A 16783-nucleotide genomic window follows, 5' to 3' on the forward strand; every position below is an offset into this window, starting at 1 on the left:
CATTTCTAAGCTCAGGACTTCACCTGTAAGTCTTCTCAGGAACGTCGTGAACACCGAACGTTATCTGAAATTCATTTGCTAGATTGGAGTGGAAAGCATGAAAAAAAGAATTGCTTTAGTAATTGGAAACTCGAATTATTATAATTCTCCATTAAAGAATCCAATAAATGATTCGAATGATATCACAGATGTTTTGACGCAGCTTGGCTTTGAAGTAGAAAAGCATCTTGATATAACACATATAGAAATGGAGACGACATTTATAAGATTCATTAAGAATATAAAGGACTGCGAAGCATCCTTGGTATACTTTGCGGGACATGGACTTCAAATAAAAGGGGAAAATTATCTTGCACCAGTTGACATAGAAGCTACAGACGAGGTAACAGCAATCTCGACAAGTTATAATATTAATGATTACCTAAGAAAAATAAGTAATTTTAGAGAGAAAACAAATATAATAATTTTAGATGCATGCAGAAATAATCCATTTATTAATACTATAAGAGGACCTGTTTCAAACGGTTTTGCACCGTTTAAAGAAGCTCCTATTGGCACATTTATTTCTTATTCCACTAGCCCTGACAGCTTAGCTGGAGATGGGAAAAAGGAAGATTCCAATGGTCTTTATACTGGAATACTCAAAGAGTGTATTAAAATTCCTAACATAATAATTGAAGAAACTTTTAAGTTAGTAAGATCGGAATTGTCACGAATTAGTGGAGGCAATCAAATTTCATGGGAGCATTCAAGTCTAATTGGTGATTTTTACTTTAGTGTTATTGAGCATACTGACTTTGAATTAGCTCAGGAAGATGTATATCAGTTTATTACTGAGAGATCGGATTTTTATAAGAATAAAAATCTTAGCATTTATGACACAGAGTGTCTACCAATAGTGGATGCTTATTTCAAATATCAGAAGCCTATTATTGAGATCATGCGACTATACTCTAGAGAAAGTTATAGTCGTATTAATCAAAAATTTACTGACAATGAACTAGATTTCATAAATATGGGCTATTTGTCCTCATGGGGATTTGAGTATAAGGAACACAGGTGGTACTATGGGGACCAGTATGTGAAAATGGGTGATCCTCTTCCGTTGCCAGAAAGACTCCTTGAGAAGGAACCTATAGAAGGTAAAGAACTTATCGTTGAATTGAGTCCAAAAGGTTATATGAGGGATAGTAATATCTTTTTTAGGATAAACACGAATCTTCCTAATAAAACTAAACTAATGTTCACACTTTACACAAGAGACAATAAGTACAGAGCACAGTGTAAAACAGATGTAATTGATGGGGCGATACTAACTGAAGGATTCTCTTATAAAGGGAACCAGCTAGAAGATGGTATGTATCTATTATCATTATCATCACCATTAACTGACCTGCAGCCTGAGAATGTTAAAACGCAATTTGGTGTTAGTGGCAGGAATCTTATGGGGAAATTTGTGAGATATGGTGCTCTTGGTGGGAAAAGTGTTAGAGGAGAATGGACCGTTATTAAAAGTAAAGAATTGGTTGAAATATACTAATTTGCACCGCTAATGAAAATCACATGTTATGTATTCCATCTATTTCTTTTAACAAGTAAATTGAATTAAATAAAACAACACAACAAACGTTATGGGAAGGAATTCCTGTGGAAAAATTAAGTCACTTTACTAAAGGTAAAGTAAAAATTAATAGCATTAGTTTATTATTTACCAACCCCTTCTAAATTGTAAATAGATTAACCTATTAAAAAATTATGGAACTAACGGAGGCTTTAGTTGAATAAGACAATAATTGGTAATAAAAAGACCGACTTATCAAAAGTCGGTCTTTTTTGTGCGATTTATTGTGTGAATTACCAAGTGTTTTTTCTGTTATTACATACGAGATTAAAAATGATATTTGTCTGTTTGCACCTCACAATTAAACCCGTTATTATAAAGGAACGTTTTTTTCTTTTCGTATGTTAAAAAGAGGTGGACGGGAGGTATTTGGATATTTATGTAAGAATATGAGAGTTCCCTCCCCTACAATAATTAATATGCTTTACTTACAGCTTTTCCATATATGTTTCTATTTGTTCTAAAGTTGTAATATGAGGATCAGTTTCTGTAGCTTCAATGTAGTGCGTGTAAAACTCTTTTGCCCCGTTTAAAATTTCAAATAGAAATTCCTTCTTAGGCAAAAAATAACTATGCCCACTCAATTCAAACTCTACCATTTGATCGTCTGCTGGCTTTAAACTATATTCAGTATTTTTGTCTGCAAAGGGACCTGATGCAAAATTATTTTTCATGAACTCAACAACGATATCTACTATAGGCCCCCAAAGGTCGTCAAGTCTAGTTAAGAAGTCTTCACCAAGAATCTCATTGCCATTATAAGTGATACTGATATAACCGTATAGAAGTTCCTTATATTTACTTATAATCTTCCTGATCTCTTCCCCATCTCCATTATTAATTTTACAATAAGCCCCTCCTTCTGGGCCATTTTCCCTTAAAAAAGATTCGACTATAACCATGGTTATTCCTCCCAAGTTAGGTTAAGATATCAGTTGTCTCCGCCTTGATTTTATCTAGGAGCAATGTATGTTGTGTTTGGATACACTGATCTTACAATGTTGTATTGTAAGTCTAATTGCACTTGATACCTTACCCCATTATAAGTATAGAATATTCTATTTTCAGTTTTTGCCCATTGTTAATAGCTGTCTGTATTACACTGGCGTTTCTTTGGATAACTTGACAGTTCTGTTCATACTAGCGGAATCTCTGTCCTATTTGATAGTTTAACATGCTTGTTGAACCAACGGGGGCTATTCTTTAGGAAGGAGAATGGCTTCTTCTTGTTGAAGTGAAAAACAGGACAAAAATTGTTAAGGAGGCGGGAATGAATAAAATTAATAAACTCAAAAAGGGAACTAAAAAATTCCTTATAGTCTTTGTTCCACTTGGAATTATAACTGTTATACTAGACAACCAAGGATTTTGGCAAATTTCAAGGTTTATGCCTCTTTTAGCAATTGGTATATTTTGGGGTTGGATAATTATCGACGATAAGTACCGCAATCAAAAACAAAAGTGAAGAAAATCAAACTGTTATTTAAGACGGTTCTCTTGAGCTAAAGAGTGCTTTAGTGCAACAACAGGAAGAGTCATAGTAATGGTTGTTCCAGCTTATTTTTATTCAACAATTGAGTAAGAAAAATTAAATAAGGAGTTACGCTCTTTTGCGGGTTAATTTACTATCTTTATTAAGTAGAAGAGTGGATAAGGAAGGAGGACACTTAGTGATTGTTTATTATATTCTATCGGTACTAATACCTATTGCAATACTTATTTATGTAATTGGTAGTCTTTCAACGATTAAATACCAACAAAAAATGATAATGAAGCATCTTGGTATTGAGGAAGAAACTGAAAAATTGATACCTAATGAACAAATCGAAAAAGAATTAGAAGACGAGTTATTAAAATAAGTAGTTATAACTAACGAATGCTTTAGTGGTGCGAAATGTTTCTACCTCAAATTGAGAATGGTCACATTACTCTGGTAAAAGGTAGACAATTCCCTTCAGGGAGTTGAAGGGTTATATCGAAGAGTCAAATGATTGAGTAACGTCTTGAAGGGCTCTCTCTTAGTCGAATAGCACTAAAATTAGTAAGATTGATAGTGTTATAAGCTCGGCAAAAAGGCGTGAGAATTTACCGTAACAGATAAAGCTGACGAAAGCCTACCCGAGGGGGTGGTGTAAATCATGATGCTTGAGTTGAATGAATATGGTGAGAATGCAAAAAAAGCCTACAAGAAATGGCTAAGCTGACAAACTTCTGAATGTACGGGTCTAAACGCTTACTACATAGAAATGTGTACATCACCAAATTGTGAAGTTAGCAGTGGATGAGTAAGACTCGCTAATATGAAAATCCATGATATGTTATAGGCATATGAACGGCTAACAGGCTTACAGGAAGCATCTAAGTTCATTCTATAATAGATATAATTCAACGTTGTAAGCTGATAACGTGGAGAGCTTACTCTCAGAGAAGCGGTAATAAGGAAAGCGATAATGAGATTAGTTATTGTATAACTTGTTTTAATATCAGTGAAAGTGGTGGCACAGTACCGAAGAAACGTCTAATCAACGCGGAGGGATAGCCACTAGACTAATAAAGGAACATTCAACCATGTTAGACAGTTCTTTGTCGATTAATAAGGTTCTTGTAAGACTAAAAGAGGTTCAACTCTCAAGGGAGTCACCGACTTGTTAAAACGGAAGAAACTGAGACACAACGAGTATTATGATATGCAACATAGCTTCGATAATTTATACACTCAGAGTGTTGATGGTCAAAACTTCTATGAATTAATGAAACTGATTAGTTCTAATGAAAATATTCGCCTTGCTTTTCGAAACATAAAGAGAAATACTGGAAGTAAAACAGCAGGAACGGATAAGTTAACAATTGAAGACGTAAAATATTGTCTGTTGAAAAAGTAATAGATAAAGTTCAGAAAATGCTTCAATCATATAGCCCAGAAAAAGTCAGACGTGTCTTTATACCAAAATCAAACGGGAAAAAACGACCTTTAGGCATTCCTACGATATGGGACAGAATTCTACAACAAAGTATTTTACAAGTTTTAGAGCCAATTTGCGAAGCGAAATTCCATAAGCATAGCTACGGTTTTAGACCAAATAGAAGTACACATCATGCAAAAGCAAGATTTGAGTCCCTCATTAACATGGTGGGTCTCTTTCACTGTATAGATGTTGATATTAAAGGCTTCTTTGATAATGTTAGTCATAGTAAGCTACTAAAACAAATATGGTCTTTAGGAATTAGAGATAAAGCGCTGCTTGCCGTCATTTCAAAGCTTTTGAAAGCTGAGATAGAGGGCGAAGGGATACCGACTAAAGGAACACCACAAGGCGGTATTCTCTCCCCGTTATTATCCAACATAGTTCTCAACGAACTAGATTGGTGGATTAGTAATCAATGGGAGACATTCGTAACCAATCATCCCTACAAAAGAAACGGCGATAAAGTGAAAGTACTTAAACAATTGAATTTAAAAGAGTGCTATATCGTAAGGTACGCAGACGACTGTGTGCCACGAAGGAACACAAAGGGAACTCGAAGAGTTGCCTAGTGTAACATGCTGCACAAAAGATGAGGGTGGGCCCCTCGAAATCGCCATACAGGTGGAGATTTCAAACCACCCTAAGGTGCTGTAGTCAAAAGCTATGGTATTGAGCGTTAGGGAAAAGGTAGAGCCTGACTCTATCAGGTGTGTATTAAGGAGACGAAAACCATTGAACCGCTGAAGAAGTATCGAAAGCGTAGATTTGTCATCAAAACTGAGGGGGAGTCGTTAACTCAGGATAAGTTCGGAGGCAACCTGTTTACTGTCCGTTCGGTGACCGGTATAAAGGCGGCGTGAACTTAATACAGGCTTTTGTGTGGAACGTGGGAACCTACGACATGGATGCTAAGGGAGAGATTTCAAGTGGAAGCCCCACAAGAATCAGAGTACCAATGCCATGTATAGGGGCGGAATAACTCGTAGTAGTAATGAAATCTCGTAACGGAGATGGAGCAAAGGAGTTATGTTATTCTGTTTTATTAACAAGTCAACCATTTAACTGGGAGGAACTTATGAGTAGAACAAAGTCGTATGAAATATCTAAGAACATAGTATATGAAGCCTTCTTAAGAGTTAGAGCAAACAAAGGCTCAGCAGGAATTGATGAGCAATCAATAGCAGAGTTTGAGGTAAATCTAAAAGACAACCTGTATAAGATATGGAATAGAATGTCATCAGGAAGTTACTTTCCTCCAGCAGTTAAAGCTGTGGATATAAAGAAGAAAGCTGGAGGTACAAGGACACTAGGAATACCAACGGTTGCGGATAGAGTTGCACAAATGACTGTAAAACTATATTTCGAACCTTCGGTAGAACCATTCTTTCATGAAGACTCTTATGGTTACAGACCAAAGAAAAGTGCCATTCAAGCGGTAGAAATAACTCGGAAAAGATGCTGGAAGTATAATTGGGTACTAGAATTTGATATTAAAGGTCTATTCGATAACATTGATCATGAGTTACTGATGAGAGCAGTTGATAAACATACAGACGTAGAATGGGTAAAGTTGTACATCAAAAGGTGGTTAACTGCACCGTTTCAAACAAAAGAAGAATTAATAGAACGCACCTCCGGCACACCGCAAGGTGGTGTCATAAGTCCGGTACTAGCAAATCTATTTCTACATTATGCGTTTGACAAATGGATGGCTATTAATCACCCAAACAACCCTTTTGCTAGATATGCAGATGATGCAGTAATCCACTGCAACACAGAGGAAGAAGCAAAGAAACTGCTAAAATCTTTAAACAAAAGAATGAACGAATGTAAACTAGAACTACACCCTTCTAAAACGAAAATTGTCTATTGTAAAGATGCGGACAGAAAAGAAGAACAAGAGAATATAGCGTTTGATTTTCTGGGGTACACATTCAGACCAAGAATGTCACAGAATAGGTGGGGGAAACACTTTGTGAATTTCACACCTGCCATCAGTAATAAATCGAAAAAGTCCATTCAGCAAAAAGTAAGAGATTGGAAACTACAATTGAAGGCCGAAAAAGAGCTTATTGACATATCGAAGATGTTTAACTCTGCAATTCAAGGTTGGATTAATTACTATGGTAAGTTCTACAAATCTGAAATGTACTCTGCTCTCAGACATATTAATAAAGCCTTAATTATGTGGGCGAGAAAGAAATACAAAAGACTAGCTCGGCACAAGAAAAGAGCAGAACATTTCATAGGTAGAATTGCGAAACAAAATCCCAGTCTCTTTAGACACTGGGAAATAGGTATAAAGCCCACGACTGAATAATGGGAGCCGGATGAGCTGAGAGGTTCACGTCCGGTTCTGAGAGAGACTACTGGGGAAGTTCCAGTGGTCTACTTGCCTCAAGGTTTTGTGTCGCACACGTTCACAAGCAATAAGGATGAATTGTGCTATAAAGGATTTCCTCAAAACAAGATTACACCTTGAAACAAGCGAAGATAAGTCAAAGGTTATTAACTTAAAGAAAAACTCGTCAGAGTTTCTTGGTTTTACATTCCGAGCGATTAGGAAAGGAAAAACAAGAATGGGCTATGTAGCGAAGTCGAATATGACAAAGAAAGCAAAAGCAACTGCACTTATTAAAATTAAAGATTGTATTAAAGCTATACAAAAGAAACCTTGTGCTGAAACGGTTTGGCATTTCAATACAGTTGTCATGGGAATCCAAAATTACTACTCAGTAGCAACAAGGATTATGAAAAATTTAAGTGAGTTGAGCTCTTTTCTTCAGAAGACGCTTTACAATCGATTAAAAGACATTAGAACAGAAGCGAAGTTTTCAAATATGACTAGTACTTTACAAAAGCGTTATAAAGGATGTAAGGCTAAACTATACAAAATTCAGAATATGGTTTTCGTCCCAATTCACGCTCAAAGACATAAAACAAATCTATGCTTTTCTCAAGGAACGTGCAACTACACTGCCGAAGGTAGAGAAAAACTACACGAAAGTCTTAAAGCTATTAATAAAAAGATACTCAGTCATGTAATGAAAAGTTTATCCCAAATCGAACAATTGAATATAACGATAATCGAATAAGTAAGTTCATTGCCCAATACGGAAAATGTGCAGTCTCAGGTGTTGAACTAGGCTTAAACGATTGGCATTGTCATCATAAAAATCCTTATCATCTCTCGAAAGATGATGGATATTCAAATTTAATCGTGCTACATGAAAGTGTGCATCGACTTGTACATCTCAAAGACACTGATAAAATAAAAGCTTTATTAACTGCGCTTCGGCTCAACCGAAAGCAGTTAGAAAAGGTTAACGAATTAAGAAAACAATGCAGAAATACATCAATCTAGACTTTGGAAAATTTAAATCGCTTCAATAAAGACATAGAATTGAATGGATTGGATTAGTTGGAACGCCGTATGAGGTGAAAGTCTCATGTACGGTGTGAGCGAGGGGAAAAGGGAGCGATAACTTCAAACCCTTACCTATTCGTATGAACAACAGGAACGGTCATATAACTTGTTGTTCCTGCCTTTTTTTCAGCAGTTTAGTTGTACAAAATGTAAATAAAATTTTAATAATATTTTATAAATTAAGACTATCAATTAACAAAATATGTTAACATTTTATTAATCAAATCTAAATTTAAAGCGAGGATGATTATTATGATTACAGGTGTAGGTGTACCAGGCTTATTATTAATTTTATTTATTTTTGGAATAATTATCGGTGGTATTTGGTTATTCGTTCGCTTACTACAAAAAAGGTAATCGGTTCTTATTGTGTAAACGAGAGCTTAGTTTAGTTTCTACAATAAGGATTATGATGAAATGTTCTTGAGATTTATTTCTATTAACTCAAAAGGAGAGGATGTTGTGAAAAAAACTCTTTACTCATTTCTTTGTGGAATTATCTTTGGAGGGCTTATATCTTTTCTTACCCTCGATTGGGAAAATCGTATATTTAAAAATGAACATCATTACGGTGGAGAACCTAAAATGGTAACAGATATAGATATTTTATTCTTTTCTGATGTTTTATTAATAATAGTTGCAGTAACTTTCTTCATCTACTTAGCTTGGACATTCACTGAAAAAAGAACAAGAAATAATAATTTTAAAATTTAATTACGCAAAGTGATTGATAAATGGAAGTTATTGCTTGTTGTGCTAACTGATGCAATAGCACAATAAGCAAATTCTTCCGTAACAGTTAATTATGGTGGATAGTTTAGTAGTAAATTGAGATTTTAATGAATTTATAATTTGTTTTTTACATATGAAGGAGAGATTATATTGAGAAAAACGCTGTTTGCTGCAGTAACAATATTACTAATATTAATTGCAGGGTGTAGTCAAAATGTAGTAATAACGACCGAAGATAAGGTAACTCAACAGATTGAAAATTCTTTATCAATAATTTTAAGTGAACCTTCTCTATCATCTAATCCTCATGATTACATAGAAGCTCATCAAGAAGAATTTGAGTTTTTAGTAAAACAAGGCGATTTAACATTAAACTATTTCATAAATGATTTTAGCAAATCAAGTGAAAATGGGTTGAAAGAATACATTATGGCATTAATTTGTATAGAAATATTAGGAGACAAAAACACTTTTGAGGAATGGGCATCAGGAAGAGAGTGGTATGAGCACTATATAAAGAGTTAATTTTAATTTAAACAAGCGAAAGTATATGAAATACTACTGCTTGTTGCACTAACGATAAGCATTAGTGGAACAGGCTGTGACTGCTGTTGTGTCGCTAAAGAGCAGGTTAATTGAAAAAGAGATAATGATAAAAGGAGGTATAAATTATTGTTTAATGGGATAATTTTAGCAATTGTGGTAGTGTTGATTCCGATTCTTGCAATTGGAATATGGGGTTTTGTAGAAAATGGCTTTTATGCATTTTTAGTTACTTCTCTGGTTTTTAATATATATTAGTCATTCAAATTAATAGAGTAAAAAAGAAAAGAGTTAGATTTTTTATGGGAGTAAGTAAAAGCAAAAACAGTCTCTTCTTAAACAAACGGATGCGAATGTGGAACAAGGAGAGGAACTACTCTAAGCAGAATTAGTATCGCTTTGTTGAAGTAAACAAGCAGGATTGCATATGATTGCAGTCCTTTAATTTAATCCTTTTGTATTGGGAAATTGTGTTAAAATAGTTGCAGGTTCAAGAAGTTATTGTTATTAAGAAAGGGGAAATTTCAAGCCACGTCAATGTCACTGGCTGTTAATATGACAATTTTCGAGACTGCGGACAGTTTATATAAAGATTTCATCAATCTTTTTAACTGTTTTTGAATAAAAATTGCGTTTCAGAAAAAAATACCTATATTATTAATTAATATAGGTGTGATTTATGAGTGTAAATATTTCGTTTTCCGAAAGAAGTCAATTGTATAATGTTGAGCCTATTGGTATTGGAACAGCAAATGTTGAGTCATTAACTGGATATATATCACGTATATCAAACCTTCACTGTTTTAAAACTGGAGATTTAATTTCAAAGGTTATTACACCAATTGTACATAAGAATTATTTATCGAGTATTGCTGAAAGAGGCGGTGATGGATTCTATAAATCTGCTGCTGCAATAAATGGGACTTGCAATCTAGCTCAGGACTTTGTAAACGTTTTAGAGCGGCTAACCACTCGAGACGATTTAAGAGCAATAACGTTATTAAATATATCTCATTTAGTTCCTACCAGAGGGTTGCTTCGTAAAACTAAAGCATGGTGTCCAAGATGCTATCACCAGGACACCACTAATAATGAAGTAGTGTATGAGCGATTATTGTGGAATTTTCAAGCAGTAAGTGTTTGCGTCTATCATGATCAGAAATTATCGTTTCATTGTCCTTGTTGTGATAATACTATCCCTGTAATTACAAGAAATTCAAGAGCAGGTTTTTGTTCAAATTGTGAAACATGGTTAGGTGGAGATCAAGTGAAGGCTATTGAAGAAGAGTTAAGCATTGCTGCTAAACGTCCAGTTATATTAATTTCAGAAATCTTATCAACGCAGTTTTTTTGGTTTGATGTTGAGAAAAATAGATGCAATTCTATTTCATCATCGCTTTCTTACTACATAAAAAAATACTTTAACGATGATAAGTCAAAAGCTGCTAAGTATATAGGAGTACCTAAATCAACCTTTACTGGATGGTATAAAGGTGAGAGTTTACCGCAAATTAAATCGTTAGTTTTAATCTGCATGAAGCTAGGAGTGACTATTGTTGAGTTTTTACAAAGAAGTGAAGCACATATCAATACAACGAATATAGATATTAGTATGCCTGAAGGATCAGAAAAAGTGAGATACGACCATGTAAAGATAAAGGGAATTTTGGAAGGCATCATAGAGAATTGTACTCCAATCTCTGTAAAAAAAGTGGCTGAGCTTATTGGTTGTGATAGAAAATTATTATATGTAAAGTATAGAGAGGTATGTGAGGTAATTAAAAATAATTATATCGAGCATTTGCAAAAGAGAAAGAAAAACGAAATAAGGAGAAATTAGAACAAGTAAAAAAAGCGTTTAATTCACTAGTTGGTGAAGGTATATATCCGAGTAGACGGAAAATGGAAGAGATAATTGGAGAAAGAGTGTTAAATGAGAAGATATTAAAAATTAAATGGGAAGAATTAAAAGCAAAAATATCACACAACATCTAAATTAATATATAGCGGACAATTAAAAGTTTTTAAATATGGTATAATTATTATGAAAATTTTCAACTAAAAGTAATGGTAAATCGGGGTCTTAAACTATGATCTTTAAGAGTAATCTATATGAGTTTATTAGTAAAGCTATAAATTTTAAAAAAGCCTGTATTCTCCTCTGGAGGAATACAGGCTTTTTAAGTGTTCGTATAATTTTAATTTAACGAACACTTAAAAATACCGAAATATCAAAATATCTTGAAAGGTTGTTAAGTAATGATTTAGGATAATGAGTTTTATTAAAGCAAAAGAGTTTTTCTAAAAAATAAAAAATTGAAAACATGTTCGTAGACCGAAGCGTAGGATAGGAAATTTGATGTAAAAGTAAAGGTTTTTTGTAAGTATTAAAATGGTGTGCCTATTTAATATTGAGCAAGAAGCTATCCAAGTTGAGAAAGATGAATGTTTAAAAAGGGAATTATTACAAAAAATAATGGTTAATTTAAAAAACCGTAATGAAGTGGAGTGGAAAATGATGATTGCAGACATCGAATCTTTCTTTAGAAATAATAACTTGCCAGTAGAAACTCAGAACATGATTATCAGTATAAGAAATTCTGAACCGGCCAGAAGAGTAAGGAGTAATGGTAAAAACGTTACAGGTTTCTATCCTAGTAAGAAGATGGGAGTAACAATTCAGTTTGAAAGTCATAAGCTTGAATTGTGTGCTATATATGAAAAAGAGTTTGATGAAAAGGTTCTAGAATATTATGATCAGCCACAATCTTTTCCGATTAATTATATGGTAAATGGTAAAAAAAGAGGGCACCGTTACACTGCTGATTTTTTTGTTATTTCTACTGACTTTATAGGTTGGGAAGAGTGGAAGATGGAAAAGGATATGGAAAAATTAAGTGAAAAATATCCTGAGCGATACAATCTAGATGAAAATGGTAAGTGGAGGTGTCCGCCTGCTGAACAACACGCTAATCAGTTCGGGTTAGCTTTTCGAGTGAGAACCTCTAATGAGATTAATTGGACGCTTCAAAGAAATCTTCGCTTCCTAGAAGATTACCTCTACCAAGATAACCCATACGTTTTGTCCGATATAAAAGAACTAGTTTTGGGGTTGGTTGCAGAGAAACCAGAGTTAACTCTAGACAACTTACTTACAAAACATTCTGTTTTCACAGCTGATGATGTATATACACTTATAGCATTAGGTGATATTTATGTTGACCTGGAAACCTACCTGATTACTGACTTTGATAAATTCCCTCTTTTTATTAACAAAGAAATAGCTAATGCAGTTATAAATATAAAACAATCTAATGTCGATAATGACAAATCCGAACCGTTATTATTAAAGCTTAATATTGGAAATCAGTTAAATTGGAATGGTAGAAATTGGGCGATTATTAATGTAGGTGAAGAAACAGTAACTTTACTTAGTGAAACTGAAGATATTATCAATTTGAAGTATCCTACATTTAAAGATCTAATAAAAAAAGGATTAATTATTGGTATTAAAAAAGAAGAAATGACGGAAAATCATCAATTAATGCATGAAATATTAATCAAAGCAAGTGTGGAGGAATTAAAAGAAGCAAATGAAAAATATTTTAAGCTACAAAGTTATTTAAAAGGTGAAAAACCTGAAAGTCTCAATGTACCAAGTAGGACCTTGAGATATTGGAAATTCAAATATGTAGAAGCTGAAAAACTATATGGGAATGGGTATGCTGGTTTACTTCCGGCGAGACATAAGCAAGGAAATCGACTGAGAAAACTACCGCCACAAGTATTAGACCTCATAGATCTTCATATAGGGGAGGGATACGAAAATATTAGACAAAAAAATATGAGAACTGTACATAATTTACTTTCTAACGAATGTATTGAAAAAGGATTTTCACCACCAAGTTACATGACATTTTCTAAGGAAGTAAAAAAACGTCCAATACATGAGCAAACAAGAAAACGGAAAGGGACTAAAGGATCATATGACACAGAACAGTTTTATTTCGAATTATCTTTAACAACGCCTCGTCATGGGGATCGTCCTTTTGAAATATGTCATATAGATCATACAGAATTAGACATAGAATTGATATGTTCTACTACAAATAAAAATCTTGGTAGACCATGGATTACATTTTTAATTGATGCCTACTCTCGCAAAATATTGGCATTTTATTTAACATTCGACCCTCCAAGCTATCGATCTTGTTTGATGGTAATTAGAGAATGTGTAAGGATTCAATCTAGACTGCCTAGTCAATTAGTTGTAGATGGAGGAAAGGAATTTCAAAGTGTCTATTTTGAAACTCTACTTGCACGCTATAACGTTGAAAAAAAGAACCGACCAGGGGCTAAACCTCGATTCGGATCTGTAGTTGAGAGGCTTTTTGGGACTACTAATACCGTTTTTATCCATAACTTACTAGGGAATACAAAAATAATGAAGAATGTTCGAGAAGTTACAAAGAAAGTAAATCCTAAAAATAATGCTGTTTGGACTTTAGAGAAGTTATATGAAGCGCTGAGCACTTGGTCTTTTGATATTTACGATACAAAATTGCATTCTTCATTGGATGAATGTCCTAGAGATGCTTATTTGAATAGAATTGCTAAGACTGGAATGAGGGAATGCACATTTATTAGTTATGATGAAACATTTAAAATGATGACTTTACCTAGTACCAAAAAAGGAACAGCGAAAGTACAAACAGGTATGGGGGTAAAAATAAATAATTTTTATTACTGGTCAGATGCACTATTAAATCCCGAAATAGAGGGTAAACAAATCACAGTTAGGTATGATCCGTTTAATATGGGAATTGCTTATGCATATGTGAATAAATATTGGGTAAAATTACGTTCAGAATTTTTTATTATACTAGAAAATCGAACAGAAAAGGAAGTCAAAATGGCTTCAACTGAAATAAGAAGAAGGAAGAAGTTGAATGGCACAAACTCTTCGTTATCTGGCGCAGAAGTAGCTAGATTTTTAGAAAGTCTCGAAGGGGATGAAATCCTTCATAATCAAAGAGCTAAAGATCGGGCTTTAAAGTGTACGTTTGAAGTTATTGAAGGTGGGAAATCTTCTGGTAAGCAAACGTCATCTAATGTAAATCAAAAAAATAAAATATTGGATAAAAAGGGTATTGAATTAGTAAAAGATAAAGAGAATAAACATATTAAAAAAGCCGTAAACAACTTCGTATTATATGAGGAGTTTTAACGTTGAGTGAAAAATTATTTCCTATAAGTTTATTAAAAGGTCCAGTTGATGAAAGGATCCGATATTTTGAAAATTACGTTGTAGCTCATCCAACGTTAATAACAGCTTACAAAGAGTTATTAGAAAGAATTGATGTTACAAGTGATAATAATATTTTACTTGTTTATGGACCAAGTGGTGTGGGGAAATCGACTTTATTTTCCAAAATTATAAAACATATATATGAGGATAATACTGAGTTAATCCGTGAAGATAGAGGCTTTATTCCTGTCGTGGGTACAGAGGCGATTTCACCAGAAACCGGTATATTTGATTGGATAGATTTTTATACAAGGGCCCTCCATAGTGCAAATGAACCCTTAGTAGATCATAAAGTAAGTTTTGATGAGGCGGGGATCAAAAAGTCTGGCAGTATGCGTGCTTTAAGGCAATCACTTGAAAATGTTCTTAAGTATAGAAAAACAAAGGTTGTTTTGATCGACGAAGCTCAACATATGACAAAGTCGGTAGTGGGAGAAGTTTAATAAATCAAATGGATGCAATCAAATCATTAGCATCCACAAGTAGGGTGCCAATTATATTATTTGGAACTTATGGATTATTACAGTTCAGAAACTTAAGCGGTCAATTAAGTAGAAGGGGTATGGATGTGCATCTTCGTAGATATCGGGCCGAAATTGAGGAAGAAAAGGACGCTTTTATAAATGTTCTTTGGGTTTTTCAGAAACAAATCCCCTTAGTAGAAGAGCCTAATCTTGTAGAACATTGGGAATATTTTTATTCGAGAACCATTGGTTGTATAGGTATTTTAAAGGATTGGATATATAGAACATACAAAAACAAACTAAGAACGGATGAGTCAATTAGGACTTTGGATATTGATGACTTTAATAGGTTTGCTTTAACTCCTGATCAGTGTATTAAAATGGCTGCCGAAGTAATTGAGGAAGAAAAGAAAATTGATTCACTTGCACGTGAAAGTGAGCTCTACTCACTGCTAAATCTTAATAAAGTTGAAGAGAGTAAACAAAATATTGATAAAGAAAAGTCAAAAAGAAGAGTTGGAGAGAGAAAGCCAAAAAGGGATAGGGTAGGTTTAGATAATGATTTTGAAGAAGCTAAATAATGTAACTTTATAATTTTAGAATTGAAGGTATAAAATATATTAGTATAAAGGTTGTTAGTCATGAATAATAATTTAAATTTAGATGTACAACTATCCAAACGTAGTCGCCTATTTAATCTTAATCTAGAAGGAAATAATACGTTTGAGGTTGAAAGTTTAAGCAGCTATATTACAAGGTTAGCTAATTATCATTGCGTAGATGTTGGTAAACTTATGGAACTAGAAATTTCAAAGGGTTGGATAAAGAATATTTAGGAAAACTAATAAGAAAGAGAGCAACATCTTTCACAAAATACTTAAATGGTTTTTCGGATATCACTTTAGATTTTGTCCAAGCTTTAGAGTATTTAACTATTCAAGAGAATTTAATAAATACAACTTTATTAAATTGGAAAGGTTTAGTTTCCAAAGGATTAACCAAGGACAAAAGGAGTTGGTGTAGTAACTGTCTAGAAGAAGCGAAAAACAATTCTGATGTGATATATGAAAGACTTATTTGGTATATAAAGTATATCAATTTTTGTCCTAAACACTTTGTAAAACTAAATTCTATATGCCCGAAATGTAAAAATACTAATAGCATAATTGCTAGCAATACTAGACCAGGTTTTTGTTCAAAGTGCCAAAAGTGGTTAGGTGAAAATGTTATGGGAACAATAAAAATTAATGATTGGGAATTAAGTAAATTAAATAATGTGAAATCTTTAATTGAATATTTTCAGAAAAATAATAATGTGCCAACTAAATGGGTTACAGCTAGAATAATAAAAAATTCTATTGATGAATACAGCAATGGGAATATAAGTGAATTTGCACAGCGTTTTCAAATAGAAGGTTCAATGGTTCATAAATGGCAATCAGGCACACATTTTATTTCATTTGAGAAGCTATTACATTTTTCTTATTTTTTTAATATGCCTATAGAAGAGCTAATAGAATTTAAAAAGTAAATAAAAAAAATGTAAATAATTCTGCTATTCGTCTGTTTCGTAATAGAAGAAAAGTAGAAAAAGGTTTTAATCCAGAAAAGCTAAGGGAAGAATTATTTAGTATTTTAAGAAGTAATGAAGAACCGCCACCTAGTATGAATGAAATACTTTTCAGGCTAGACTGTACTCGTTATAGAGCATACCGATATGCA

At 33.4% G+C, this 16783-nt stretch carries 12 protein-coding genes and 2 pseudogenes; 13 read left to right on the plus strand and 1 reads right to left on the minus strand.

Annotated features, from left to right (window positions below):
- The first annotated feature begins 97 nt into the window (after positions 1-97).
- Positions 98-1540 carry a caspase family protein gene (locus tag H1D32_RS23125; RefSeq protein ID WP_261180546.1) on the plus strand — a complete coding sequence of 481 codons (1443 nt, stop codon included), beginning with the start codon at positions 98-100 and terminating at the stop codon, positions 1538-1540.
- Positions 1541-2049: 509 nt separating this feature from the next.
- Here H1D32_RS23125 and H1D32_RS23130 read toward each other — a convergent pair.
- Positions 2050-2523, minus strand: coding sequence for a hypothetical protein (locus tag H1D32_RS23130; protein ID WP_261180547.1), 474 nt, complete (start codon positions 2521-2523; stop codon positions 2050-2052).
- A 368-nt stretch (positions 2524-2891) separates the two neighbouring features.
- Between H1D32_RS23130 and H1D32_RS23135 the strand changes: the two genes are divergently transcribed.
- From H1D32_RS23135 to H1D32_RS23190, 12 genes and pseudogenes are all read left to right on the plus strand, one after another.
- On the plus strand, positions 2892-3086 hold the full coding sequence (locus H1D32_RS23135) for a hypothetical protein (RefSeq protein WP_261180548.1): 195 nt from the start codon (positions 2892-2894) through the stop codon (positions 3084-3086).
- 205 nt (positions 3087-3291) lie between these two features.
- A complete protein-coding gene (locus H1D32_RS23140) occupies positions 3292-3480 on the plus strand; it encodes a hypothetical protein (RefSeq protein WP_261180549.1) in 189 nt (62 codons plus the stop codon).
- Between the two features lie 786 nt (positions 3481-4266).
- A pseudogene (locus H1D32_RS23145) lies at positions 4267-5111 on the plus strand (reverse transcriptase domain-containing protein); the annotation flags it as partial.
- A gap of 551 nt (positions 5112-5662) precedes the next feature.
- Positions 5663-6907: a group II intron reverse transcriptase/maturase gene (ltrA, locus tag H1D32_RS23150; protein ID WP_261180550.1), complete on the plus strand. Its 1245-nt coding sequence runs from the start codon at positions 5663-5665 to the stop codon at positions 6905-6907.
- Between the two features lie 79 nt (positions 6908-6986).
- Positions 6987-7951: pseudogene (locus H1D32_RS23155) on the plus strand (group II intron reverse transcriptase/maturase); the annotation flags it as partial.
- A gap of 525 nt (positions 7952-8476) precedes the next feature.
- The gene (locus H1D32_RS23160) at positions 8477-8728 is read left to right on the plus strand and encodes a hypothetical protein (protein WP_261180552.1); all 252 of its coding nucleotides are present in this window, start codon (positions 8477-8479) and stop codon (positions 8726-8728) included.
- Positions 8729-8896: 168 nt separating this feature from the next.
- Complete coding sequence (locus H1D32_RS23165; RefSeq protein ID WP_261180553.1) at positions 8897-9271, plus strand: hypothetical protein; 375 nt, start codon at positions 8897-8899, stop codon at positions 9269-9271.
- Positions 9272-9968: 697 nt separating this feature from the next.
- Positions 9969-11129: a TniQ family protein gene (locus H1D32_RS23170; protein WP_261180554.1), complete on the plus strand. Its 1161-nt coding sequence runs from the start codon at positions 9969-9971 to the stop codon at positions 11127-11129.
- Positions 11130-11804: 675 nt separating this feature from the next.
- Positions 11805-14516, plus strand: a complete 2712-nt coding sequence (locus H1D32_RS23175) for a TnsA endonuclease N-terminal domain-containing protein (protein ID WP_261180555.1) — start codon at positions 11805-11807, stop codon at positions 14514-14516.
- 2 nt (positions 14517-14518) lie between these two features.
- A complete protein-coding gene (locus tag H1D32_RS23180; protein ID WP_261180556.1) occupies positions 14519-15040 on the plus strand; it encodes a TniB family NTP-binding protein in 522 nt (173 codons plus the stop codon).
- Positions 15041-15048: 8 nt separating this feature from the next.
- On the plus strand, positions 15049-15642 hold the full coding sequence (locus H1D32_RS23185) for a hypothetical protein (protein ID WP_261180557.1): 594 nt from the start codon (positions 15049-15051) through the stop codon (positions 15640-15642).
- A gap of 236 nt (positions 15643-15878) precedes the next feature.
- Positions 15879-16592, plus strand: a complete 714-nt coding sequence (locus H1D32_RS23190; RefSeq protein WP_261180558.1) for a TniQ family protein — start codon at positions 15879-15881, stop codon at positions 16590-16592.
- Positions 16593-16783 lie beyond the last annotated feature (191 nt).

It is taken from the genome of Anaerobacillus sp. CMMVII (genome assembly GCF_025377685.1).
Classification (GTDB): Bacteria; Bacillota; Bacilli; order Bacillales; family Anaerobacillaceae; genus Anaerobacillus.

What these genes read in the sequence shown, in the direction of transcription:
- H1D32_RS23125 (WP_261180546.1), top strand. Translation starts at nt 98, where the DNA reads ATGAAAAAAAGAATTGCTTTAGTAATTGGAAACTCGAATTATTATAAT.
- H1D32_RS23130 (WP_261180547.1), bottom strand. Translation starts at nt 2,523, where the DNA reads ATGGTTATAGTCGAATCTTTTTTAAGGGAAAATGGCCCAGAAGGAGGG.
- H1D32_RS23135 (WP_261180548.1), top strand. Translation starts at nt 2,892, where the DNA reads ATGAATAAAATTAATAAACTCAAAAAGGGAACTAAAAAATTCCTTATA.
- ltrA (WP_261180550.1), top strand. Translation starts at nt 5,663, where the DNA reads ATGAGTAGAACAAAGTCGTATGAAATATCTAAGAACATAGTATATGAA.
- H1D32_RS23170 (WP_261180554.1), top strand. Translation starts at nt 9,969, where the DNA reads ATGAGTGTAAATATTTCGTTTTCCGAAAGAAGTCAATTGTATAATGTT.
- H1D32_RS23175 (WP_261180555.1), top strand. Translation starts at nt 11,805, where the DNA reads ATGATGATTGCAGACATCGAATCTTTCTTTAGAAATAATAACTTGCCA.
- H1D32_RS23185 (WP_261180557.1), top strand. Translation starts at nt 15,049, where the DNA reads ATGGATGCAATCAAATCATTAGCATCCACAAGTAGGGTGCCAATTATA.